18 protein-coding genes are annotated in these 22,360 nt (G+C 62.1%); 9 read left to right on the top strand and 9 right to left on the bottom strand.

Going from position 1 to position 22,360, the window contains the following annotated elements:
• Positions 1–87: 87 nt before the first annotated feature.
• The gene (locus tag ACQY7R_RS00295; RefSeq protein WP_428303602.1) at positions 88–1,389 is read right to left on the bottom strand and encodes a DUF1552 domain-containing protein; all 1,302 of its coding nucleotides are present in this window, start codon (positions 1,387–1,389) and stop codon (positions 88–90) included.
• A gap of 54 nt (positions 1,390–1,443) precedes the next feature.
• Positions 1,444–5,613: a DUF1592 domain-containing protein gene (locus ACQY7R_RS00290; protein WP_428303601.1), complete on the bottom strand. Its 4,170-nt coding sequence runs from the start codon at positions 5,611–5,613 to the stop codon at positions 1,444–1,446.
• 449 nt (positions 5,614–6,062) lie between these two features.
• On the opposite strand from ACQY7R_RS00290, the gene ACQY7R_RS00285 reads away from it, so the two are divergent.
• From ACQY7R_RS00285 to ACQY7R_RS00270, 4 genes are all read left to right on the top strand, one after another.
• Positions 6,063–7,514: a PhoPQ-activated pathogenicity-related family protein gene (locus ACQY7R_RS00285; protein ID WP_428303600.1), complete on the top strand. Its 1,452-nt coding sequence runs from the start codon at positions 6,063–6,065 to the stop codon at positions 7,512–7,514.
• Positions 7,515–7,595: 81 nt separating this feature from the next.
• Positions 7,596–9,110: an aldehyde dehydrogenase (NADP(+)) gene (locus ACQY7R_RS00280; RefSeq protein WP_428303599.1), complete on the top strand. Its 1,515-nt coding sequence runs from the start codon at positions 7,596–7,598 to the stop codon at positions 9,108–9,110.
• A 157-nt stretch (positions 9,111–9,267) separates the two neighbouring features.
• Positions 9,268–10,197 carry a DUF1559 domain-containing protein gene (locus ACQY7R_RS00275; protein WP_428303598.1) on the top strand — a complete coding sequence of 310 codons (930 nt, stop codon included), beginning with the start codon at positions 9,268–9,270 and terminating at the stop codon, positions 10,195–10,197.
• A gap of 153 nt (positions 10,198–10,350) precedes the next feature.
• Positions 10,351–11,430, top strand: coding sequence for a hypothetical protein (locus ACQY7R_RS00270; RefSeq protein WP_428303597.1), 1,080 nt, complete (start codon positions 10,351–10,353; stop codon positions 11,428–11,430).
• A gap of 259 nt (positions 11,431–11,689) precedes the next feature.
• On the opposite strand, the gene ACQY7R_RS00265 is transcribed toward ACQY7R_RS00270, so the two are convergent.
• Positions 11,690–12,322, bottom strand: coding sequence for a hypothetical protein (locus tag ACQY7R_RS00265; RefSeq protein ID WP_428303596.1), 633 nt, complete (start codon positions 12,320–12,322; stop codon positions 11,690–11,692).
• Positions 12,323–12,456: 134 nt separating this feature from the next.
• On the opposite strand from ACQY7R_RS00265, the gene ACQY7R_RS00260 reads away from it, so the two are divergent.
• Both ACQY7R_RS00260 and ACQY7R_RS00255 read left to right on the top strand, forming a co-directional pair.
• On the top strand, positions 12,457–12,990 hold the full coding sequence (locus tag ACQY7R_RS00260) for a hypothetical protein (protein ID WP_428303595.1): 534 nt from the start codon (positions 12,457–12,459) through the stop codon (positions 12,988–12,990).
• A gap of 150 nt (positions 12,991–13,140) precedes the next feature.
• A complete protein-coding gene (locus ACQY7R_RS00255; protein WP_428303594.1) occupies positions 13,141–13,371 on the top strand; it encodes a hypothetical protein in 231 nt (76 codons plus the stop codon).
• Positions 13,372–13,377: 6 nt separating this feature from the next.
• On the opposite strand, the gene ACQY7R_RS00250 is transcribed toward ACQY7R_RS00255, so the two are convergent.
• Complete coding sequence (locus ACQY7R_RS00250) at positions 13,378–13,749, bottom strand: hypothetical protein (RefSeq protein WP_428303593.1); 372 nt, start codon at positions 13,747–13,749, stop codon at positions 13,378–13,380.
• 87 nt (positions 13,750–13,836) lie between these two features.
• The gene (locus ACQY7R_RS00245; protein ID WP_428303592.1) at positions 13,837–14,265 is read right to left on the bottom strand and encodes a hypothetical protein; all 429 of its coding nucleotides are present in this window, start codon (positions 14,263–14,265) and stop codon (positions 13,837–13,839) included.
• 989 nt (positions 14,266–15,254) lie between these two features.
• On the opposite strand from ACQY7R_RS00245, the gene ACQY7R_RS00240 reads away from it, so the two are divergent.
• Together ACQY7R_RS00240 and ACQY7R_RS00235 are read left to right on the top strand one after the other, a co-directional pair.
• Positions 15,255–16,280: a DUF2934 domain-containing protein gene (locus ACQY7R_RS00240; RefSeq protein ID WP_428303591.1), complete on the top strand. Its 1,026-nt coding sequence runs from the start codon at positions 15,255–15,257 to the stop codon at positions 16,278–16,280.
• A gap of 11 nt (positions 16,281–16,291) precedes the next feature.
• Positions 16,292–16,777: a hypothetical protein gene (locus tag ACQY7R_RS00235; protein WP_428303590.1), complete on the top strand. Its 486-nt coding sequence runs from the start codon at positions 16,292–16,294 to the stop codon at positions 16,775–16,777.
• A gap of 231 nt (positions 16,778–17,008) precedes the next feature.
• Here the strand turns inward: ACQY7R_RS00235 and ACQY7R_RS00230 are convergent, their stop codons facing one another.
• The 4 genes from ACQY7R_RS00230 to ACQY7R_RS00215 form a co-directional block, all read right to left on the bottom strand.
• Positions 17,009–18,082, bottom strand: coding sequence for an HlyD family secretion protein (locus ACQY7R_RS00230; protein WP_428303589.1), 1,074 nt, complete (start codon positions 18,080–18,082; stop codon positions 17,009–17,011).
• 61 nt (positions 18,083–18,143) lie between these two features.
• On the bottom strand, positions 18,144–18,866 hold the full coding sequence (locus ACQY7R_RS00225) for an ABC transporter ATP-binding protein (RefSeq protein ID WP_428303588.1): 723 nt from the start codon (positions 18,864–18,866) through the stop codon (positions 18,144–18,146).
• An 89-nt stretch (positions 18,867–18,955) separates the two neighbouring features.
• Positions 18,956–20,098: an ABC transporter permease gene (locus tag ACQY7R_RS00220; RefSeq protein WP_152099466.1), complete on the bottom strand. Its 1,143-nt coding sequence runs from the start codon at positions 20,096–20,098 to the stop codon at positions 18,956–18,958.
• Positions 20,099–20,107: 9 nt separating this feature from the next.
• Entirely contained in the window at positions 20,108–20,797 is a 690-nt protein-coding gene (locus ACQY7R_RS00215; RefSeq protein WP_428303587.1) for a CerR family C-terminal domain-containing protein, read from the bottom strand.
• 202 nt (positions 20,798–20,999) lie between these two features.
• Between ACQY7R_RS00215 and ACQY7R_RS00210 the strand changes: the two genes are divergently transcribed.
• Positions 21,000–22,079 carry a zinc-binding dehydrogenase gene (locus ACQY7R_RS00210; protein WP_428303586.1) on the top strand — a complete coding sequence of 360 codons (1,080 nt, stop codon included), beginning with the start codon at positions 21,000–21,002 and terminating at the stop codon, positions 22,077–22,079.
• Positions 22,080–22,360 lie beyond the last annotated feature (281 nt).

Genomic DNA, 22,360 nt, shown 5'->3' with positions numbered 1-22,360 from the left:
TACGCTTCAGAGCAGGAGCTGGATCCGTCGCTAGACGAATTCTGCGAAGCTCCCAACCGCTATCCACAGTCCGTCTCCACGCCGCGATCAGACTTCGTCTAGCGGCGTGGAGGCGTCTCCAAACTTCTCGGGACGCCCGCCCATCTTGTCCATCATCGACAGGTACAGGCGGCACATCTGTCGTTGCTCGGCGCCCCGGTAGTCGAGCACGCGGCCCGTGTTGATCTTGCCGCCGCCACGGCCCACCAGAATGACGGGAAGCTCGTCGTTGTTGTGGTTGCCCGTCATCATGCTCGAACAAAACATGAGCATCGAGTTGTCGAGCGCCGTTCGTTCGCCTTCCTGAATTCCGTCGAGCTTGCCAGCGATGTAGGCGACCTGCTCCAAGAAAAACTGGTTCACCTTGAGCCAATCGGGCGTGTCGGTGTGCGACAGCAAATGATGGATCATGTAGTCGACGCTCAAATGCGGGAACCGTAGCGACGAGTGATCGTTGTTTAGCTTGAGCGTGCAAACCCGCGTCGTGTCGGTCTGGAAGCCGAGCACCATGATGTCGCACATCAGCCGCATGTGGTCGGCGAGGTTCTGTGGAATCCCCTCCGCCGGCCGCGGGATATTGGGCGTCTGCAACGTGGGACGCCAGCCTTGCAGTTCGCCCTGTTTGCCGGCCCGCTCGATCCGCATTTCGACGTCGCGCACCGAGTCGAAATACTCGTCCAGCTTCTGCCGGTCGCTGGAGCTAACGACCCGCCGCACGTCGTGCGCATCTTCCATCACGGCGTCGAGAACGCTGACGTCGCCGCGACTGACGTCGTCCTTAAACAGCCGATCGAACGCCAACGAAGGGTAGAGCTCCAACGGCGTCGGCGTGGTTGGCGAAGACCACGAAATGTGCGAACTGTAGAGCATCGAGTAGTTTTGATGCACCGAAGGATTCGGCGGCTCGCAGCCCAGCACTAGGCTCGAAACCTTCGTCGACCGCCCGTAGGATTGGGCGAGGTATTGATCGACGCTGATGCCCGATCGCACCTCGCCGCCCGAAGCGAGCGGCGCCCCCGACAGCAAGTTCCCCGTCTGCGAACTGTGGATGTTCCCCTTGCGAGCTTCCTCGTTGTAAAGCCCCTGGATGAACAGCAGCTTCTCGCGATGGGGGTGCAGCGGCGACAGCACGCCGCCCAATTCCATCTCCGCGCCGGCTCCCTTCGCCCACCACTCCTTCGAGTGAAAACCGTTGCCCGAGAACATCACGCCCAGCCGCACGGGCGGCTCACCCGCCGCGGCGCCAGCGCCTTCTTGCGCCCACGCAGAGACCGATTCCAGCCACGGCAAGGCCATGCTCACGCCGATGCCGCGCAACATCGTGCGACGAGAAATGGGTCGACTACGCATTGTCCGCCTCCGCTATTTATTGGAGTTTCAATGTGCTGTTAGAACGTGCCGGGCTCAAAATGTCGTTGGCTCAGCCACGTTCGCGCCGCTTCTAATCTCACGAAATTGCTTGCTGTCGACGATCAGCTCGATCGCCACGCCGACTTTGAAATCGTTCGCCCTCAACTCTTCCGTCATCCGCGTCAGCAGCGGATCGTCCGACAGCTGAACCTCGCGCCCCAGGGCGTAGCCGAGCAACTTGCGGCAGAAGTGCCGCACGAACTCGTCACGCCGATTGGTGCTCAAATAGGCCCGCAAGCTGTCGGCCCCGTTCACCGGCGTTCCGTCAGGCAGCGTCGCCGCGGCGTCGATCGGATGCCCGGCGGCGTCCGCATCGCGACGCCGGCCGATCGCGTCGTACTGCTCGAGCGCAAAGCCAAACGGATCGATCCGGGCGTGGCAGTTCATGCAGGCCGGATCGCGGGCATGACGCTCAGTGAGTTGCCGTTCGGTCATCCCCTCGGGAATCTCATCATCGAGCGGCGGGACGTCCTTCGGGGGCGGCGGCAGGGCCTCGTCCAGCACGACGCTCGTGAGCCAATTACCCCGCAGCACGGGGCTCGTCCGCGACGCTCCCGATTGCTTGGCGAGCACAGCGCCCAGCCCCAACACGCCGCCGCGGCCGTGAGCCCGCACGCCATCGACCCGCCGCCAAGCCTCGCCTTCGACGCCCGGAATGCCGTAGTGCGCCGCCAGTTCGGCGTTGAGGAACGTGTGATCGCTGTCGAGCAATTCCACGATCGACCGATTGTTCTGGAATAGGTCGGTGAAGAGCTGAATGGCTTCCTCGTACATCGGCTCCCGCACCTCAGCGAACGTCGGGAAGAGCCGCTCGTTCTTCTCATCCAACTTGTCGAACCCGTGAATGTTCAGCCACTGGCAGCCGAACTCCGTCGCCAGCTGCCGCACGCGGCCATCGGCGAGCATGCGTTTCGTTTGCCCCAGCAGTTGCTCCCGCTGGTTCAGGCTGTTCGTGCGAGCCGCCTCGTGCAATTGGGCGTCGGGCGGACCGGACCAGAGGAAATAGCTCAGCCGGTTAGCCAACTGCGCGTCGCTGACTGTCCCCGACAAACCCTCCGCCGGCGCCGCTTCGACGCGGTACAGGAAGTTCGGCGAAATCAACACCCGCGCGATCAGCAGCCGCAGCGCTTCGTCGTGAGCCAGCTCCTCGGCCCGCAGATCGGCATACAGCGTCCGCAGTTGCGCGATTTCGGCGTCGTTCAACGGCCGCCGATAGGCCGAAGACGCCCAGTCGACGATGGCGTCGAGTTGCAACGGCTCGCCTCCCCGTTGCTGCGCATGAAAATCCTCGATCCGCTGGTTCAACGTCCCGCGCATCGACTCAATATGCTTCACGCGCTCCGGTTCCACTTGCGTGGCGTACTCCAGCATTTGCTCGAAGGCGATCATCGTTTCTTCTGGTTCGTGGCTGACGAACGCCAGCTCCTCCCACAAGCGATTCAGCTCTTCCTTCTCCGCGTCGCTCAGCATCAGCCTCACGAGCGGCGAGTCCTCCCGATAGTGCAAGACCATCGAGATCACTTCGTCGACCGGGACGACTTGCAGATAGCAAAGCGCCACCGGGAACAGCTCTCTGAATTCTCCGCACATCGCCTCGAGCTCTTGCCGCGATTGGCTCTCGGGGAGCGTGACGAACGGAATCTCCGGAAACGCCGCGGTTTCCGGCGGGCGAGTCGTCGTCGCCTGAAACTGCACTGTGGAGTTCGCACTCGCCTCGGCCAACTCCGCGTCGACCGCGAATTCCGAGCCCGCGGCGACCGTCTTCGGCAAGCGGATCTCGATAATTTGCCCCGTCTTGCCGCCGAGGCTTTCTTGCTCGATCGCGCCGCCCTCGGGCGTCTTGCCGAACAACGACACATCAACGCCGAGCGCCGCATCGTAGGCCGCATCTTGCCCGCCCGGCGTTGCGGCGGCCTGCGACAGCAGCCCTGTCAGCAGCGACTCCTCTTCGTTGTTCAACACGGCCCGCAGCCGCTCGTTGGGGCTATCGCCAGCCGCTGGCGTCGAAGCCGCGAGCAGTTGTTGCAGTTCCGCCGCCAGCTGCTTTCTCTCCGCCGCATCGGCGGAGAGTTCCCAACGGGCCAGCGCCGAGTCGGCCGGAATCGGCGACAACGAGCGATCGGCGGTCGACTCAAACGCAAATTGCCACACGTTCGCGTTGCCGTAGAGATCCGCCCGCGGATTCTCCTTGAGCACGTCGGCCTGAATCTCGTCGGTGAGATTCCAGCGCTGCCCGCCGCTTTCGATGGTGAAGTGGACCTCGGTCGAATCGCACGTGAACTCGCCGTCGCGCGGTCCCACGGCCAGCACGATCGCGTCCCCCTTCCGCAGCTGCAAACCAGCTAGGTAGCTCAAATCGGCAAGCTGGTCTCCGTTGGAAATCCCGGAACTCAGAATCTGCTTCGTCTTGCCGCGGCGAAGCTCCAGCGTCCAGTCGATGCCGTTGCCGCAGCCGGGATGCGTGTCTTGCACCGACGCCGAAACCTTCGCCTCGCCGTCGACAGGACTTCGCCAAACGACGAGCACGCGCTTCGTCGGCGCGGGATGCACGACGACGCTGTGCGGCGGGTAGGTCGCCGGCGTGTGAGCCGTTTCATCAGACGAGTTCGCCAGCACGGAGGCGCCGTCGGGGGTCACCCACCCTTTGACGAAGCCGTACGTGCTGATCATCTCAATCCGCGTCGGAATTACTTCGCCCAAGTAAGGCGTCGAGCCCGGCGTTTCGCCCAGGAACTGCCGCCACGCAACGAGCGACACCGGCGAAATGCCATGCTTCCCGGCGACTTCCGCAACCGCAGCGGCATCCTCCGTCCCGCCCAGCTCATCGACCGCCTCCAGGCACGCCGCCGTTTGCGAGAAGATCGACTCCCGCTCGCGGCGATACAACTCGTCCATCCGCCACGCATCCCGCAGTAAAATCTCCGGCCGGCCCGCGCGCACGAGCCGCGGCCGCCGCCACACGACCGACGCCGGTTTGCCGTCCGCGCTCGTCGCCGCCAAGTAGATTTTGCGGTCCTCGGCAGTCGCTTCGGCGCCAAGCGGCGTCCGCAATTCATGCCGAGCGAGAATCGGCGTCACTGGCTCTTGCCACATCGTCGGGGCGTTCGTTTGGCCAATCCGGCCGATCGGGTTGAACTTCCACAGCGCCCGCTGCCAGGCCCGCACCCTATCGGCCACCCGCTGCGCGTCGCCCACGGCGGCCGCGTTCCAGTGCTGCCGCACGTCGGTGAGGATGACGTTCTGCTCGTCGGCCGGCGCGTTAAGTTCCGTCCATAAGGCTTGCAAATACTTCGCATTGAGTTGGTTGGCCGCCGCCACTTCCTCCAGCGTCTTCGTTCCCGATCGCAACGCGTCGCGTTCGGCCAGCGTTGCGGCAAAGTACCGCTCCAACGGCAAGATCCCCGCCCGCGTCTTGTGCACCGCCTGGGGACTGAAGGTCACGCCGTTCACGTCTTCGTCGGCGAAGCGCTGGTAAAACTCGCGAATCTTGCGAATGTACTCGTCGGTGTGGTCGAGGCTCGATTCGCCCGGTGAGAATCGCATCCCGGTCGGCGTGAAGACCGCGTGATTGGCAATTCCCTTCGCCGCGTCGTAGTACTTGCTCGCCAGCGCCGGCGACATGCCGAGCGCGTTTCCGACGTTCATGAACCCCTCGCCGGCGGCCCCGTCGGGCGGAAACTCCCGCACCGGATCAAGCGACGCGACCCCCGTGATCGCCCGCACCGTATTCGCGTATTCAACGTTGTTCAGCCGCCGCACGACGACCGGACCCGGGTCTCCCGCATTGCTCTCGGCACTCTTGGCAAGGAACCGTTCGATCGTTTGAATCAACGCCTTCCGCTCTTCGACGGTCGGCTGCTCGGCCTCGGGCGGCGGCATCAGCCCGCTCCGCAGGGCCTCCAGCGGCTTCACCCACGCCGTCGGTTCGCCCACGATCCCCGCGGGCGTCGCCAGCGTCGTGAAATCGATGCCCGCTTCCGCCCCCTCGCCGACATGGCAGTCGTAGCAGTAGGTTTCGAGCACATGCTGAATCGCCAGGCCGCCAACCGCTTCCGCCGGCGCAGCCTGCGGAGCCGTTTCCTCGGCGCACACCATCCGTTCGCCGCGCGTTCCCGCAAACGCTGCGAGGCACAGCGCAACTACCTGCCAGGGTTGGCGAGTCAATAAAATGATTCTCGGAGCGGATCGTGTCACTGAAGGTCTCCGTAAGCGCTGCGTCGAACCTATTCCGCGATGAGGCCGTTCTCAAATCTGCTCAATGCCGCGTTGAAAAGCCCCGCAGGCGACCCGCGGGCGATGGCATCAGCTTCTTTATACTGCAGTACTCCGCGGGGGGGACAGCGTGCGGGAACGACGCAGGGCTGCGGCCGTTGCATCCCGTTGCTGAGATCGACGCTGCTCGTTGAGCTCGAGCCGTACTGAAAGGAGGGGTAGGAAAAGCAGGAATGATCGAGGCGAGTAAAAACAGGCTATCCGCGCCCGTACATTTGTATGATAATTATGCATCGTCGGCCCCTCCTTTTCAAGCCGCCCTCATCGCGGACGTGACTCGACGCTCATCCATGGCAGCTTGCGCAGTTTTCCATCGCATTCACGATTTCCTGGATTCTTCTATGCCATCGAAGTGCTTGCTGGCGATCGCGCTCGGTCTGTTCTGCTTGGCTCCCCGCGCTGGCGCCGACGACGCGATCCCGTCCAACAGCCCTTCGCCACTGCGCGATTACGTCGAAGCCGCCGACCCGGCATTCAAATGGGAAGTCGCCAAGCAAGTCGACAGCGGCGCGACCCAAACCACCGTCATCAAGCTCACGTCGCAAACCTGGCGCACTCCTGCCGAAGTCAACCGCACGGTGTGGGAGCACTACCTCGTCGTCGTGAAGCCCACCAAAACTACGAGCGACAAAGCGCTGTTGATCGTCGCGGGCGGCGGCAACGATCGGCCGGTTCCCGAAGATGCCAATCCGCTGATGAAAACGATCGCCCAATCGACCGGCAGCGTCGTCGCCGAACTTCGCATGGTCCCCAATCAGCCGCTCATCTTCCACGGCGACGGGGTACCCCGCATCGAAGACAACCTCATTGGCTACGGCTGGGCACAGTTCCTCGAAACGGGCGACGCCACCTGGCTACCGCGGCTCCCAATGGTGAAAAGCGTCGCCGCCGCGATGGACTGCCTGCAGCAGTGGTCCGCAGGGGAAGGCGACAAGCTGGAAAAGTTCGTCGTCGCCGGCGCCTCGAAGCGGGGCTGGACCACCTGGATGATCGCCGCCGTCGATCCCCGCGTCGAGGCGATCGTGCCGATCGTGATCGACGTGCTCAACCTGCGGAAGTCGATGCAGCACCACGCCGCCGCCTATGGGTTCTGGGCGACCGCCGTCGGCAACTACTTCAAACACAACATCTTCCAGCGTTCGGCCCACCCGCGGATGACACAGCTCTACGAAATTGAAGACCCCTACAACTACATCGATCGCGTCACCATTCCGAAGTACATCGTCAACGCGAGCGGCGACCAGTTCTTTTGCCCCGATTCGTCGCAGTTTTATTACGACGACCTCCGCGGCGAGAAACTGCTGCGTTACGTGCCGAACTCCGATCACTCGGTCGACGCCAGCCTCGACGCCGTCACGAGTATGATGGCGTACTACCAGATGATCGTCGCCAACCATCCGCGTCCCACCATGAACTGGACGTTTGAGGACGACGGCTCGATCCGCGTCGAAAGCGACCAGCCGCCGCGCGCCGCCCGCCTGTGGCAAGCAATCAATCCCGAGGCTCGCGACTTCCGCGTGGTGAGCATCGGCAAGGCATACAAAAGCACCGAGCTCACCCCCGAGGCCGACGGCTCGTACGTCGCTCGACTAGAAGCGCCGGAAAAGGGTTGGTCGGCCTCGTTCGTGGAGTTCGAGTTCGACTCAGGCGGCAGTTTTCCTTTGAAGGCCTCAACCGCGGTCAGGATCTTGCCAGATCGCCTGCCGTTCGAGGGAATCGATATGGCCACCGTGCCGTACGAGCCAGACCTGTTGAAACAAAAGACAGAAGACGCCGCCGCGTCTTCTAAGTAGCGCCGCGTTGCCTACACGGGCGCGGCGCTTAGCATTTCGCAATCAAGTTAGTTTGACCAATCGAGACAGGGCAGGGCGGCAATGATTCGTGACATTCTCGTAGACGGCGCCTGGGGCCCTTCGTCGGGCGTTGAAACTTTTCAAGCGGTCAACCCGCTCACCGGCGACACGCTGCCGGCGCAATTCCCCATCAGCGCATGGGACGATTGCGATCGCGCGCTAACCTCCGCCGCGAAAGCCTTCGAGTTCTTGCGGGAAACGCCTAGCGATCGTATCGCCGCTTTCTTCGATCGCTACGCCGAGTCGCTGCAAGAGCATGCCGACGAACTCGTCGCGCAAGCCCACCTGGAATCGGGTCTCCCGGCGACGCCGCGGTTGCGCGACGTCGAATTGCCGCGGACCATCAATCAGCTGCGTCTGGCTGCGGAAGCGGTGCGCGACGGCGGCTGGCGGCTCCCCACGATCGACGCTGCCGCCAACATTCGCTCGTACTTGGCGCCGATCGGGCCGGTGTGCGTCTTCGGCCCCAGCAACTTTCCGTTTGCGTTCGGCGCCGTCGCGGGGGGAGATTTCGCTGCCGCCATCGCCGCCGGCAACCCCGTGATCGCCAAGGCGCACCCCCTCCACCCCGAAACGGCCCGCATGCTCGCGGTCCTCGCGGTTGAAGCGCTCCGCGACGCCGGCCTACCGAGCTCCACGGTTCAACTGCTGTATCACTTGAAGCTAGAAGATGGCGAGCGCCTCGTTTCCGACCACCGCATCGCCGCCTCGGCCTTCACCGGCAGCAAGCCATCGGGGCTGCGGCTCAAGCGTGCTGCCGACGGCGCCGGCAAGCTCATCTTCTTGGAACTCTCCAGCACGAACCCCGTCGTGATTCTGCCAGGCGTCCTCGCGGAGCGCGGCACGCAACTCGCCACCGAGTTCTGCGACAGCGCGCTCATGGGCGGCGGCCAATTCTGCACGAACCCCGGCATCGTCCTGCTGCTCGCGAGCGAACCGACCGAAGCGTTCATCCGCGACGTGTCGCAGCAGTACCAAGCTCGCCCCGCCGGCCGACTGATGTCCGCGGGCGTTGTCGCCGCGCTCAATGCCAGCGTCGCCACACTTCGCACCGCGGGAGCCGCGCTCATCGCCGAGGGCTGTGCCGCCGATACCGCCGCGTTCACCCACGCCAACACCTTGCTGCGCGTCTCCGCCAGCGACTGGCTCGGACAACCGCAAACCTTCCAAACCGAAGCCTTCGGCAACGCCTCGCTCTTCGTCGTCGCCGCGTCGGTCGCCGAGGCGAGCGAAGTTCTGCGCGCACTCGAGGGCAATCTCACCGGCTGCATCTACTCGGCGAAAGATGGTTCGGAAGACGCCGACTACGACGCCCTCGCGCATGTTCTGCGGCCCCGCGTCGGGCGACTGCTCAACGACAAAATGCCGACCGGCGTCGCCGTCTCGCCCGCCATGAATCACGGCGGCCCCTACCCAGCCACCGGGAATCCCCACTTCACGGCCGTCGGCATCCCGGCCTCCATCCGGCGGTTCACCGCGCTCCACTGCTTCGACAACGTCCGGCCGCACCGCCTCCCGGCGTGCCTCCGGGACTAAATCCGCTGCGTAAGCGGCGACGTTCGCGTCATAGATGTCGATGAAATAGCAGCCGCTGTCGCAATAGTGGCCGCCAATCGCGTTGGAGCCTTTCGCCAAGTCGCGGTAAAATTGGGGTTCGCCTCCCCGTCCCCGCGTTTGATGATCCTCGCTCCGCATGGCCCTGCGTCAGCACAACAGTCTGAGCCTCCATAGCACGCCGCGTCCTCGCCGGCGTGCATTCACGCTGGTCGAGTTGCTGGTCGTCATCGCCATCATCGGCGTCCTCGTCGCGCTGCTGCTGCCCGCCGTGCAAGCCGCCCGCGAAGCGAGCCGCCGCAGCCAGTGCGCCAGTAACCTGCGGCAAGTCGGCCTCGCCGTGCAGTCGCACCTCGCCGCGCACGGCCACTTCCCGTGCAGTTGGCCCAACGGCGACAACGAAATCACCTGGGGCCGCAGCTTGCTTCCCTACCTGGAGCAAGGTTCGCTTGAGAAATCGTGGAACCCCGCGATCGGCATGCTCGAGGGCTCGAACCAGCAAGTGATCGCCAACCCAATCGCGATCTTGAAGTGCCCCTCGGCGCCCAGCCAACCGACCTACGAAGGAACCGACAAAGGCGTCACGCGCACCTTCGGCACAACCGACTACAAGGGGGTCGAGGGAGTCCTCGCCGACGATCCCGTGTTCGTCAGTTGGCAACGCAAAGATTGGCTCCCCGGCGTCATCGGCCGCGCGCCGGTCGAGTTGCGCCAAGTCACCGACGGCACGTCCCACACCGCGACCGTCGTCGAATCAACGGGCGACCGGATCCTTTACGGCCCGCAGTTCACGCAGACGGCTGAAATTTGGTGGCACACCGACGGCGCGTGGGCAGGCCGCGCGCTCGCCGGCTTGGCGCCGACGAAGTATGGCCCAATCTTCGGCGTCGACCTTTGCTCGATCAACTGCTCGAACCAGTACGACGCTCCCCCTTACAGCTTCCACCCGGGCGGCGCCCAAGTGATGATCGCCGACGGCAGCATCCGCTTCCTGCAGCAGAACATGGACGTCTTCACCCTCGGCTGCCTCTTCGCCTACGACGACGAAGCCGTCGCGAGCACGCCGTAATTCCAGCCCCGGGCGCCATGCTCTCCGCAGAGGCAGATCGGGATGCGCCATGCTAAACCATGCGGCATCGCGAGTCTGAACTCGCCCGACTCAACCCGTCTGACAATGTCGGTTTGCTCCACCCGCACTGTGCACCGTCTCACGAGGTCTTAAATGTACCGCCGTTTCGACGATTCTCGCGCTCAGGCATCCAACGCGTTCTGGCAATTTTCCGCACCATTCCATCTCATTTTCGCCGCCGCACTCTTTGGGGGAGTCATCGCCGCGACCGCCTCAGCCACGGCCGCCCATCCCGCAGACCCTACCGCGCCGTATCTTGGCGTGTACACCGGAGGCGACGGGCCCGAGCACGATAAATATATTAGTACGATTTTCCGAACATACGGTCATCCCTATCTCATCGATTCAACCAACGAGGTGGTCGCTCCGCGCGGCGCGTCGCTAAGTTTCGCTAGTGCAGCTGAAATATTCTCCCCCCGCTTCCACTTGAACCCCACCCTGCATGCCAGTGTGAGTGGGGGAGCCAATAGCAGCGGCAACCTGACCGGAGGCGCTGACGCGTCGGCGAATGCCTCCTTCAGAGACATTCTCACCATCAAAAACCTACCGCTGGGAACAAGCCGTGGTTATCCCTTCATGATTAATTTCACCTACGACGGCACCCTCGCTGGGGTCGGCGACCAGCATTCGGCTTCGCAGGGGTGGGCGAACGTTGCCCTTAACGTGGGGCTCTACGATTTGGACCAACCGAACGTTTACTCCATCAGCGGCAAGGGGCTCAGCACTTTGCCGGTAGATGAGGCGCCTGTTGGGTCTATCGGTGGAGTTAATGGCGCCACTGACGGGGAGCTAAAAGCGAGTCTTAACGTCAAAACGGGCATGCGATTGATGCTCGAAGGCAGTATCGACATGTACGGCAACGCGAGAGGCGGCGACCCTGCCGGGGCCTACTTCAACGCCGACTTCGGTAACTCTTTCAGGTTCGACGGCATCAAGATCTATGCCGACGAAACGCTGACAACGGAGTTGACCGGTTACACCATTGAATCCGCTTTAGGGTTCGACTACCTCGTCAACGTCGTCCCTGAACCCGCCAGCCTCAACCTGCTGGCCAGCGTCGGCGTCCTGTTCGGCGCGGCGCTCCGTCGGCGGCTCTACTTATACTCATCGAACTCAATCGCCACCCCTGGCAGCGCCTTCACGAAAGGTTTCATCACGTCGCGTGAGGCGTAGTCGATAAACCGGACTCGCTGAAGGTTTGGGAAACTCTCCAGAATATCGGCCGTGGTTTGAGACTCGTCACATTGCTGAAACGAAACTTCTTCATTTCAGGCTCCGTTTCAAGCATTGCCGCGCCTTTGCCTACGACGACGAAGCCGTCAGAAGCTCCCGTCCCCCTAGCCCCGGGCTCCGCCCGGGGGTCGCCATCCATTCCGGTCGATGTCATCCCGTGTAACGTCACCCCCGGGCGGAGCCCGGGGCTAGAACGCAATTAATCCGCTGCAGGAGCCTGCGGCTGCGGCACGCTTGGTTCGCGATACGACGGTGGCGTGGTGCGCGGCATGAGCGCCGGTTCTGGATGCGCGTCCTGCGGGTAACGAATCGGCGCTCCAGGTTCAACGCGCTCGGCAGATTCCTGCGGCGTGATCGGCGCCGCTACTGGCCCGTAGGAACTCAGCGGATACCCAACCGCCATCGGCGGTTGCGCATTCGCCGAGTGAAACACCTGCCCCGTAGCCGTGTCGACGATGTAGCAGCCGTGCCCGCCGGTCGCTCCGTAGGCCGTTACCTGGTACCGCCCCGCGCTGCCAGCCCCCTGGCACTGCGGGCAACCCGGCGGCACAAGCCGCTCTTCCCGCACAATTTGCTTCCGCCCGTCGGCGTCGGCGACGATCCGCTCCTCGATGAAGCGCGTCCGGATCGCGCCGATCGGCGCCGTCGGCTCGTCCGCCAACAGCGACTTGTCCGATTTCGGCAGCGACGCCTCCGGCACGAGCGGATCGTGCGGCAGCGGGGGAACGACCTCTTTCGTTTCCTCGTCCGCGAAGGCGTGATCAGTCCAATCGACGCCTGCGGAGGCCCAACCGACCACGGCGCCCAGCAGCAACAAACCGAACGTTCGCATCGCGTATCTCCCACAAAGCGAGCAAGCAATATTGATGACGAGAAAGCGAACGCGAGTATAGCAGACTCACATATTCAGTTCACGGCGATTGCCGTGTAAGATCGGCGTTTCGCTCCTACTCGACCGGCAATGCCATGGACGCCATTTGGGCTTTTCTGATCACCGTCATTTGCGTGGGCGTGGCCGTTCTGCCGATGCGGTACCTGCGGCCGAAAGGAAGGCGCGTCTACTTTATTATCTTCGTGTACGCCCTTGCGCTCTTACTGGCGGCCATGGTGGCAACGTCCTTCGTTGACTTTCCCGCAGCGCCGTTGCTCATGGCATTCAGCACCTTGATGGCGTTTGCGAACGCCACATTCTTTCTCACGCAAACGCGCGTCTGCCAGACTTGCGGCGATTTCATTGGCCTGCGTCGCGGTGCCAAGGAATACCATGCCTGCAATCCCAACGATCTGCTAGTCAACGCAGACTCCGCGGAGCTGGCACAGGTGGCGGCCGCCGGTCCGCCCGCTGGATTCAACGTGACAACCGCGGCGAACGGTGACTTGCGGGCAATCTATCATACGACCGGCATGGGTGTAGTAGCATTTTTGATGTGCGCAGCGATCGTCATTCTCACCTGTGGCTTAGCGTATGCAACGTACGATCGAGTAGCCCTGCAGCAATAACGTTTCTCGGGTGAACATGCAGCAGGATGGCTCTGCATTCCGATCGTCGCATGTTTCATCGCGTGGCACTTTCTCGCCGATTCAACGTTCACGCTCGCGCGAGAGACGTTCACGGCCGAGCGCCGGCTCGGACCGATCCATCGGCGGCGCGTGTTCGCGAAGGACGAACTGAAGCTCATTAAGATCGTGAAAGATGGCGGCGAAGATGACAACTCGTTCGACACGTGGGCGCTTATCGTCACCGGACCACTTGAAATCTGCATCCTTGCGCAGCAGCGGCGCGACAAGATATTGTGGCTCGGCGACTTGCTCGCCAAGTGGAGCGGGTTAACGCTCCAAGACGGCGCCGGGCGAGTCTATCCGCTGTTCCGTCCGCTCTAACGCAAGTCACAGCGCCGCATTCGCAAACCGCCGCCCCAACTCGGTCGCCCGAAATCGCAGCACGTCAATCCGCGCCGCATTCCCCGCCGACGGCGGTTCGATTTCAACCAACCCGAGCGATTGCAACTCGCTCGCCGACGCGCTGACCGCCGTCATGTCGTCGGGCCGATCGTCGCTATCGACGATGTCGGTAATCGGCACCCACGTATCGTCCGGTTCCGCCCCCGGCGCAATCTCTTTGAGCGTCACCAGCGCATGCCGGCTGAGACTCTCAACCGCTTGCTGCAGCAGGCTTAGCTCGCGCTCATTGAACTCTTGCTTCGCACGCTCCAACGCAGCAGCAATCGCCGCGCGATCCTTGTAAGTCGTCGCACCCATCTTGCCCCCAATCTCCTGAACCCTGAACCCCGACTGCTAAACCCCTCGCTCAACAGTCTCGCTGATCAAGTGGTCAACGAGCAAGATTCACGCCAATTTCCGCACCGCCAGCGCCGCGGCCGTCGGCCTTTCCTCACCCGGCGGCCCCTCGTAGATCCGTGGCGCCTCCGCCGCCGGCCCCTCGCCGGCCCACTCGCGAATCCCTTGCAAAGTCGGCGGAATGCTGCGACCTGTGAGGCCGACATACTCCGCCTTCACGAGGATCGTCGAATCATCGGCGATGACCCGCAACCTGATCCGGTACTGGTGCAGCGGCAGCTGCCGGCCAAACTGCCTCACGGACTGCAGCTCGGCGGGGTGGTAGATGTCGAAACTAGCCCCTTCGCGTCCGTGACGCGTGACGCGGAAAACGTAGCGAGGCAGATCGAGCCAAACATTCGACGACGGCCGCTCGTCGGCGGCCGCCATCACCGAGCCGTCAAGCGGCCCGCCGGTGAAAGCGATGCGCAGAGCCATGATACTATCGGTGGGAGTAGGGGTGAGGAGCAGACAGGGGAAGGGAGCAGCGAACAGGCAAGCCACGCACTACTCAATCATACGACTTACGAGTGCGTGAGAGTTTATTTTCGTGCGGCTGATCGTGAAGTTTCTCGCAAAGCCGCGAAGACGTAAAGGATCGCTCAGAAACACAAAAGACTGAAGAGTGGGAATAAATTGAACCAAGAAATCAATTAATGAATTTTTCGTAACTCTCTAGTTTCTGCCTCTCTTTCTTCTTTGCGTTTTCTTTGCGCCTTAGCGCCTTTGCGAGAGACATCTAACGTGACCACCAACTAAGTCAGCAGCCAGTGAAACCAGTCTAGTCGTTTCAATCGTTTCTTCCTCGTTGATGGCCGTCGTATCACTCAGACGACTCACTGTCGTCCAGCTGATCGCCAACCGCGCTCAACTGCATCCAACGAAACCAACTCAGTCCCATCGAGCGTTCACCGCTCAGGTGACGAGACCGCTCGCTTCCAACCCTTTCCAGCAGTTTTCTCGAATGAAGCAAGATCGATCGCTGCCGAACAGCACCAGCCAACAGACGAGATCGCAACCTCGGTGCGACTTCCGTGCCAAAGCCGGCGTCGAGCGATGAGGCGATTAAGCCACATCGTCGCGGCGTAAGTTGTCACGCTCAAACCGTGTCAAAGCGATCGCCAACAGCGACGCGCCGCGATCCCAGTGTGTGGTTAGCCCTCTGCTCGGCTTCGCAACTCCGCAAGAACTTCCATCAGAATCGGGCCGAGCCAATTCTGCACATTACTTCACACTCCATTGAAGCCCGCGCCGCAGATTCCGCCACGCGCAATGGCCATTATCTACACCAAAATGGCATTTAAGCCATTTTATATATGGCATATATTCTAGGGCGATTGTATCCTGGCAGGCGCAAATTCGATTCAGCCCCCGAACTCCTAGAAATCCTGCCCGTTGCTCGACGCTTTGATCTCCTGGAGCCTCGAATGCCGAATGCAGATACAGGCTACGCCAGCGACGAGATCGCGCGCGAGGCGTACAAGCAGTGGGAATTAGAAGGCCGTCCAGAGGGGCGACACCTTGAACACTGGTCGACAGCCAAGGTTCAATTGGGAAGTGGGTGTCGATGCAATCGAGCGTACGCGTTCTGCGCTAATATTACTCGCAGAATATACGAATGGCTTCGCTGGTTCCCCGTGCCGCAGGGCAACGCCAACAACGCCCCCGGGGATAAACAGGCGTGGGCGGTGATTAGTGGGATTTTCGCCCTCGCAGCCGCCCCGCCTGCTGTGGCAAGCGTTTTGGAAAGGTTTGATGTCGGATTCTGGCAGATGCTGATTGTTAATCTTGCGATTAGCGTTTCGGCTCTGCTGATTCTCGGGCTACTTCTACGGCACCATACTGGCGGCCACCTTTATCTAGATTCAGGCAACCTACTCTGGGGTCGCATCTTATTTAGGGCAGCGATCATAGCAATCGCCTTCTTCAATTTTGCCTACTGGAACGACACGTTCCGTGGCAAAGACGATTCACTATTCCCCAAAGAGCAGGAGTCAATCCTCCTGTCACAGCCGGTACCCGTAACACAACGCCTGGATGCCAAAGTTTCAATTATTTCCGGCCCCTTATCTCGGGCTGAAGTCAAAAGCTTGCAAAGCTTCGTCAATCGCCTCCTATTTCAAGAGGTTTCGCGAGAAAAAAATCCCGAAAAATTGAAAGTCGCATGGAGCGCTCCTTTTGCTGACAACTACAGCAGTATCGATTGCGAACTTTTCCCCGAAGCCCAGGGCAATACCTGCTTGGCATTTTTAGCGCGTGAAGATTACCGCAACAATGCCTCGCACATTACTTTAATCCCTTTGTATTTTGACGAGAACGACGGCTTCTTAACTAACAAGTTCACGATCCCTCGCCCAAGGGCCGGCGAACGACTTCTCCTCTTTTTTCCTTCCAACAATAACTTTGATGCGTGCGTCTCGGTATCGGTAAAACATCCCCTAGCCACAAATTGAGAACAGCCGCTATGTACAGAATCGACATCCTGTTCCTGATCTGCCTAAGCGCGTCGTTGTGCTTCACGAATCAATGTCAAGCTCAAGTCGTCATCCAAGGCAACGTTAATGCACTAGACGGTGAAAAACTAACCTTCGATAAGCTAAACGAGCTCTTACGGGAGCGTGGCATCGCTCCTTTAGTGAATGACTCTGAATTTGATATTTTCGTACAGGGTTCGCCGCGTAATCGTAGAACTGTCGTCGGGACATTCTCGGCAACAACTGGCGCCTACGAAATCAGGCTCGCTGCAACTGACATCGATCCGGACAATCGGATCATCGACGTCCGACTAAGCTCAATTGGATTACCAGTTCAACTTGACACGGCCAGCCTGATCGGCGTGTCGATTGTCGATCAGAAAATTGACGTCACAATGCCAATTTCTAAACCGAAGACGCACGTGTGCACGTGTAAGTGCCGGAAGTTCCGCCGCTGCCTTCGGCTGTGTCGTTGAGATGTCGCACATTTTCGGTCCGTGAAAAATGGCGAAGGTGTGCGCCGCCGCGCCCCCTGGAGGCGTCAGGTCCGTAGGATGGGTGCTCGCACCCATCTCGCGCTTACTAGTCTGACCCCGCTCAGCCGTTCAATCAAGCATCGGCGCCTTGGCTTCACTCTTCAAAACTAACGCAATCGTGCCATTTTGTTCTAAACCGCCAAGGTGGGTGCGAGCGCTTACCCTATGCGATCATCGCGCCGTAGCCGCCGTTTCGACGCGACCTTTCGACTTATCCAAAAACACGTCAATCTGCTGCCCCACGTACACCTCGCGCGGCGCCGACTCGACGGCATAGATTACCTGCAGCACCCGCGTGTCGATCCGCTCGTTGCCAAAACCGGTCAGCGAGCGCTTCGGCTCGGTGAATGGTTCGATCCGCACGAACGATAGTTTGAGCGGATGGTCCGCGTCGCCGCGGACAAAACCTTCGCCCGGCATCCCCGGTTCAAGCCGCGGCAAATCTTGCTCGTCGATGTCGACCCGCACGTGAAGCTTCGACACGTCGCCCAACACCACCAGCGGCTTGCCCGGCGGCGTGCCGACATACTCGCCCGGCCGCACGTCGACCTTCAGCACCCGACCGGCAATCGGCGAGCGCACCGCCAGCCGGTCGATTTCGACGCGGGCCTGCGCGACTTGCGCTTCCATCCGCTCGACCTGCGCCCGCGCGACGGCAACGTCGGCCTTCCACGCCCCCGCTTTGAGCCGCGCATCTTCGGCGAGCGATTGCGTCAGTTCGGCCTGCGCCGCCTGGTACGCCTGCTCGCGCTCCACCAGTTCCTGCTCCGCCATCGCGTTCTTGGCCACGAGCGTTCGCGTGCGGTGAAGTTGATCGCGCCGCAATTCCACGTCGGCCTGAAACTTTTTCACCCGCGCCTCGCTCGGCGGGACATCCTCTTGCCGCGGCATTTGCTGCCAACGGCCAAGCGTCGCTTCCGCCTCGGCCAGCAAGCTTTTCTGTACAGCCAGCTCGGCCTGCAACTGCCGATCGTCGAGCCGGAACAGCACATCGCCCGCCGCGACCTGGGCGCCTTCGAGCGCCTTCACCTCAACGACCGTGCCGGGGGTGATCGCCGCGACCTCGATGTTCTCCGACCGCGGTTCGATCAGCCCCACGCCGGCGACCACCTCGGTAAACGGCGCACGCGACGGCTCGACCACCGGCTCGGTTTGCGGCGTCGCTTGCGACGAACTCGCCACGTGCCACGCCATGTACGAAAACGCCGCGACGGCCACCAGCGGCAATCCAAAACTGCGAACCATGACGCACACGACCTTTCCGAATCACGCCCGTTGAGGACGCCTTACCTAAATCACTCGTTGATCAACTGACGCTCGTCACGCGGCCATCCGCCATCTCAATCGTCCGATCGCCATACTCAAGCACGCGCGAGTCGTGCGTCACGACGATCACCGACCGCCCCGGCTCGACCGCCACTTGCTTGAGCAGTTCCATCACCGTCCGCCCCGAGTGCGCGTCGAGCGCCGCCGTTGGCTCGTCGCACACCAACAGCCGCGGCCCATGCACGAGCGCCCGCGCGATCGCCACGCGTTGCTGCTGTCCACCCGAAAGCTGCGACGGCCGCGAGTGGAATTTGTCGCTCAGTCCGACTTGCTCCAGGACTTCGTTCGCACGCACCAGCGCCTTCGCGCGAGCCCAACCTTGAATCAGTAGCGGCACCGACACGTTCTCCGCCGCCGTCAGGGCCGGGAGCAGGTTGTACTGTTGAAATACGAAGCCGACGTTCGCCGCGCGAAAATCCACCAGCCGCCGCCCGCGGAGCGCCGATTGCAACGCGCCGAACAATTCGACTTCTCCTTCGGTCGGATCGAGCAGCCCGGCAATGATCGAAATGAGCGTCGTCTTGCCGCAACCGCTCGGGCCGACGAGTAGCGTCAACTCGCTAGTGAGGACGTCGACGTCGATCTCATGCAGCACGCGAATCCGCGTCTCGCCGTCGCCAAACTCCTTCACGACGCCGCGGCAGCGCACGCCCACCTCGCGGGCTTCGGCGATCATCGGCGATTCGAGCAATGTGCTGTTCATGGTTTTGACTTGATTCGGCGGTTGCCATTCACTTAGCGTTTGTCATTCCGAGCGGAGCGAGGAATCTCGAAGCTAGTTTGATCCGCGACTTACCCCCGAAACACCACCGCCGGTTCCAGCACCAACACCTTCCGCAAACTCATCACGCTCGCCAACAACACAATGAGCACCACCACCGCTGCCGTCCCGAGCGCGATCTCCGGCAGCAAATACAGCCCGCGCAAATTCGGATTCAAGTCAGCCGTGAACTCAAAAAACGCCGCCGTCATTCCAATGCCGAGGCAGTAACCAATGATCCCGACGATCGTCGCCTGCAGTAGCACCATCGCGATCAGCCGCCCGTTGCGCAGCCCCATCGCCTTCAGCGCGCCGAACTGTTTTAAGTTTTCGAGCGTGAACAAATAAAACGTCTGCCCCGCGATCGCCGCTCCGACGAGGAACCCGAGCATGATCGTAATTCCAAAGTTCACCGGAATGCCGGTATTCCGCAGGTAATAGCCGACGACCATCCACAAGAAGTCGTGGTTGTCGAGCGCTCGCAGCGAGGTTTGCTCATCGATCGCGTCGAGCACCGCCGCCTGATCAGCCCCCGGCGTCACGCGGCCGACGACGAAAGAAAGCTGCCGCCGCTGCGGCGGCACATAATTCATCGCCAGCGAGTAGCGCGTGAAGATGACCGGAAACGTGAAGAAGGGAGACGACACGTCGCAAATGCCGACGACCACCGCCCGCCGATCGTTCATCTCGATCTCGCGTCCCAGCACCTTCGGCTCGCCCGGCCAGAGCAAGCCGTAGCCGATGTCGTCGATGATCACCGAATCAGGCCGCCGCAAATCGGCGAGGTTCCCCTGCAACATTTTTACTGGGGCGCCGACAAGCGACTGATCATCGACGCCAATGAGAATCGATTGCCAAAAGTGCCCCGTGTCGGTGCGTGCCCGCGTCTGCCCTTTATAGAGCGGCACGGCCCACTCGACTCCCGACACGCCGCGCACGCGATAAAGATCACTCTCCGACAACGGTTTGATGTCGTCGGCATTTTGCGTGTAGGGGTCCATCACCCAAAAGTCGGGCTCGCGGACGTCGATCACCTGGCTCGCCGTCCGCTTAATGATGCCGACGAAGATCGACGTCTGCTGCGAAATTAGCAGCACGCCGAACGCGACGCCGAAGACGGTGCCAAAATACTTGGCCCGATCTCCCGTCAACATTTTCCAGGCGACCCAATTCATGGCACGCTCTCAGTTGACTTGCTCGCCGCGCGGGGCGTCCGCCAGCAATGGTTCTCCGTACCCCAGCGCCGCCAAACAAAATCGCGTGATGTGGTCGGTCAGCACGTCGACGTTAAGCGATTGAAAACCTTCCTCGCCCATCAAGACGCGAATCACCGGTTGCTGCAGTTGGTAGAACAGCACCTGCCCCACAATGCTGAACCCAATCATCCAGGTCTGCTGATCCCACTCGCGCCCAGGGAACAACTCCGCCATGATCACGCCGAGCGTCTTGGCCGACGGCCGGATGTACGCTTCGACGAACTCGCGGCACGATTCGCTCGGTCGCGACAGTTCCCGCAGCATCAACTCCTGATGCCACTCCGGCCGCTGCGAGTTCAGCTTTTCCTCGAGCATGCGGCGGATGAACGCTCGCAGTTTGTCGGTGGCCGTGTAAGATTCGGGCCAATTCACCTCGTCGAGATCCGCAACGCGGCACGTCTGGGCATGTTCCAGGCACGCCCGGTAGAGGCCCCGTTTGTCGCCGAAGTGATAATTGACCGCCGCGACGTTGGCCCCCGCGTTTTGGCAGATTTCGCGGATGCCGACGGCGTCGTAACCCCTTTCAGCGAAAGAGGCTCCGGCGGTTTCAATCAGCTTGGTTTTGATGTCGTCCGGCACTTGCGAGTATCCCGAAACTGGCGAGAACAACTGTTTCAAACGATCGCTTGAATGGCATCCTACTGAGATGTCGACAAGAAATCAAGCGCTTGTTTAAATCGAGCGCGCAGAATCTCACTCCGCGCCATTCAGCGGCTCCCTAGCTACAGCGTGGAAACGTCCGTTTCCGAACGCCTAACGCCGAAAACTCTTTAAACCTCCGCCGGAAACGGCCCCGCAGCCACTTTTGACAGGCCCCTCGATGAGCCGAGCCATCCTCTTCCACGGCCCGCAACGCCCCTTTGAACTCGCCACCGTCGAACCGCCGCCGCTCGGCCCGGGCGAACTTCTCGTCCGCATCCTCGCCTGCACGATCTGCCGCAGCGACCTCCACACCCACGCCGGCCGCCGCCACGGCCACACGCCGGCGATCCTCGGCCATGAAATCGTCGGCCGCATCGAAGCCTTTGGCCCCGACGCCCCTCCCACCGACTTGGCAGGGACGCCCGCGAGCGTCGGCGATCGCATCACCTGGTCGATCGTCGTCGGCTGCGGCCACTGCTACTTCTGCGAGCGCGACCTGCCGCAGAAGTGCGTCGAACTTTACAAGTACGGCCACGAAGCGGTGACGGGAAACCGGCCGCTTGGCGGCGGGCTAGCGGACCACATCATCCTTGTTCGCAACACCGCGTGGCTCCGCCTGCCGAAGAACCTGCCGACGCCAATCGCCGCCCTCGCCAACTGCGCCGGCGCCACGGCCGCCTCGGCCCTCCGCGCCGCCGGCCCAATCACCGGCCAACGGGTGCTGATCCTCGGCGCCGGCGTGCTGGGGGCGTTCGCCTGTGCGATCGCGAGCGCCGCGGGGGCGAGCTGGATCGCCGCCGTCGACCCGCAAGCCGCCTGCCGCGAACGGGCCATCGCGTTCGGCGCGAACGCCACGTTCGACGCCACCCGTAGCGACCTCGTCGACGCCCTCCGCACCGCCGCCGACGGCATCGGCTTCGACGTCGTGCTCGAACTCGCCGGCGTCACCCCCTCGGTCGCCACCGCCCTCGCCGCCGTCCGCACTGGCGGCACAGCGATCCTCGTCGGCTCGGTCGCTCATTGCGATTCGCTGCCGATCGATCCCGAGCAAATCGTCCGCCGCATGATCACCCTCCGCGGCGTCCACAACTATCACCCCCGCGACCTGCAGGAAGCGGTCGCATTCCTCGCCGGCCCCGCCGCCGCATTCCCCTTCGCGTCGCTGCTGATCGCCGATTACAACCTGAGCGACGCCGACGCCGCGTTCGAGCAAGCCCACGCCTACCCCGGCGCCCGCATCTGCGTCCACTGCGAGTGAGCCATTCCCCTAGCCCCGGGCTCCGCCCGGGGGTCGCTCACCACTCCGAGGGGCGTTGCCCAACGAGATCGATACTCACCCCCGGGCGGAGCCCGGGGCTAGGTGCGCTCGTCCGTTTATAACGATTACTCCACTCGCGCCGCCCGCAATTGCGACAGCCAACTCGCATATTTAACATGAGACTCGCCGCCGCCTGTGGAGCCCCGAAACCGCTGCGTTTCCCCCACGAAATCGCCCACTTCCCCCGGCGTATCGACCTATCTTTGGGTAGCGGCTTCCCG

Source organism: Lacipirellula sp. (assembly GCF_965279485.1).
GTDB lineage: Bacteria > Planctomycetota > Planctomycetia > Pirellulales > Lacipirellulaceae > Lacipirellula.
The sequence above is the reverse complement of the archived record's forward strand: the minus strand, read 5'-3'. Positions and strand labels throughout refer to the sequence as shown.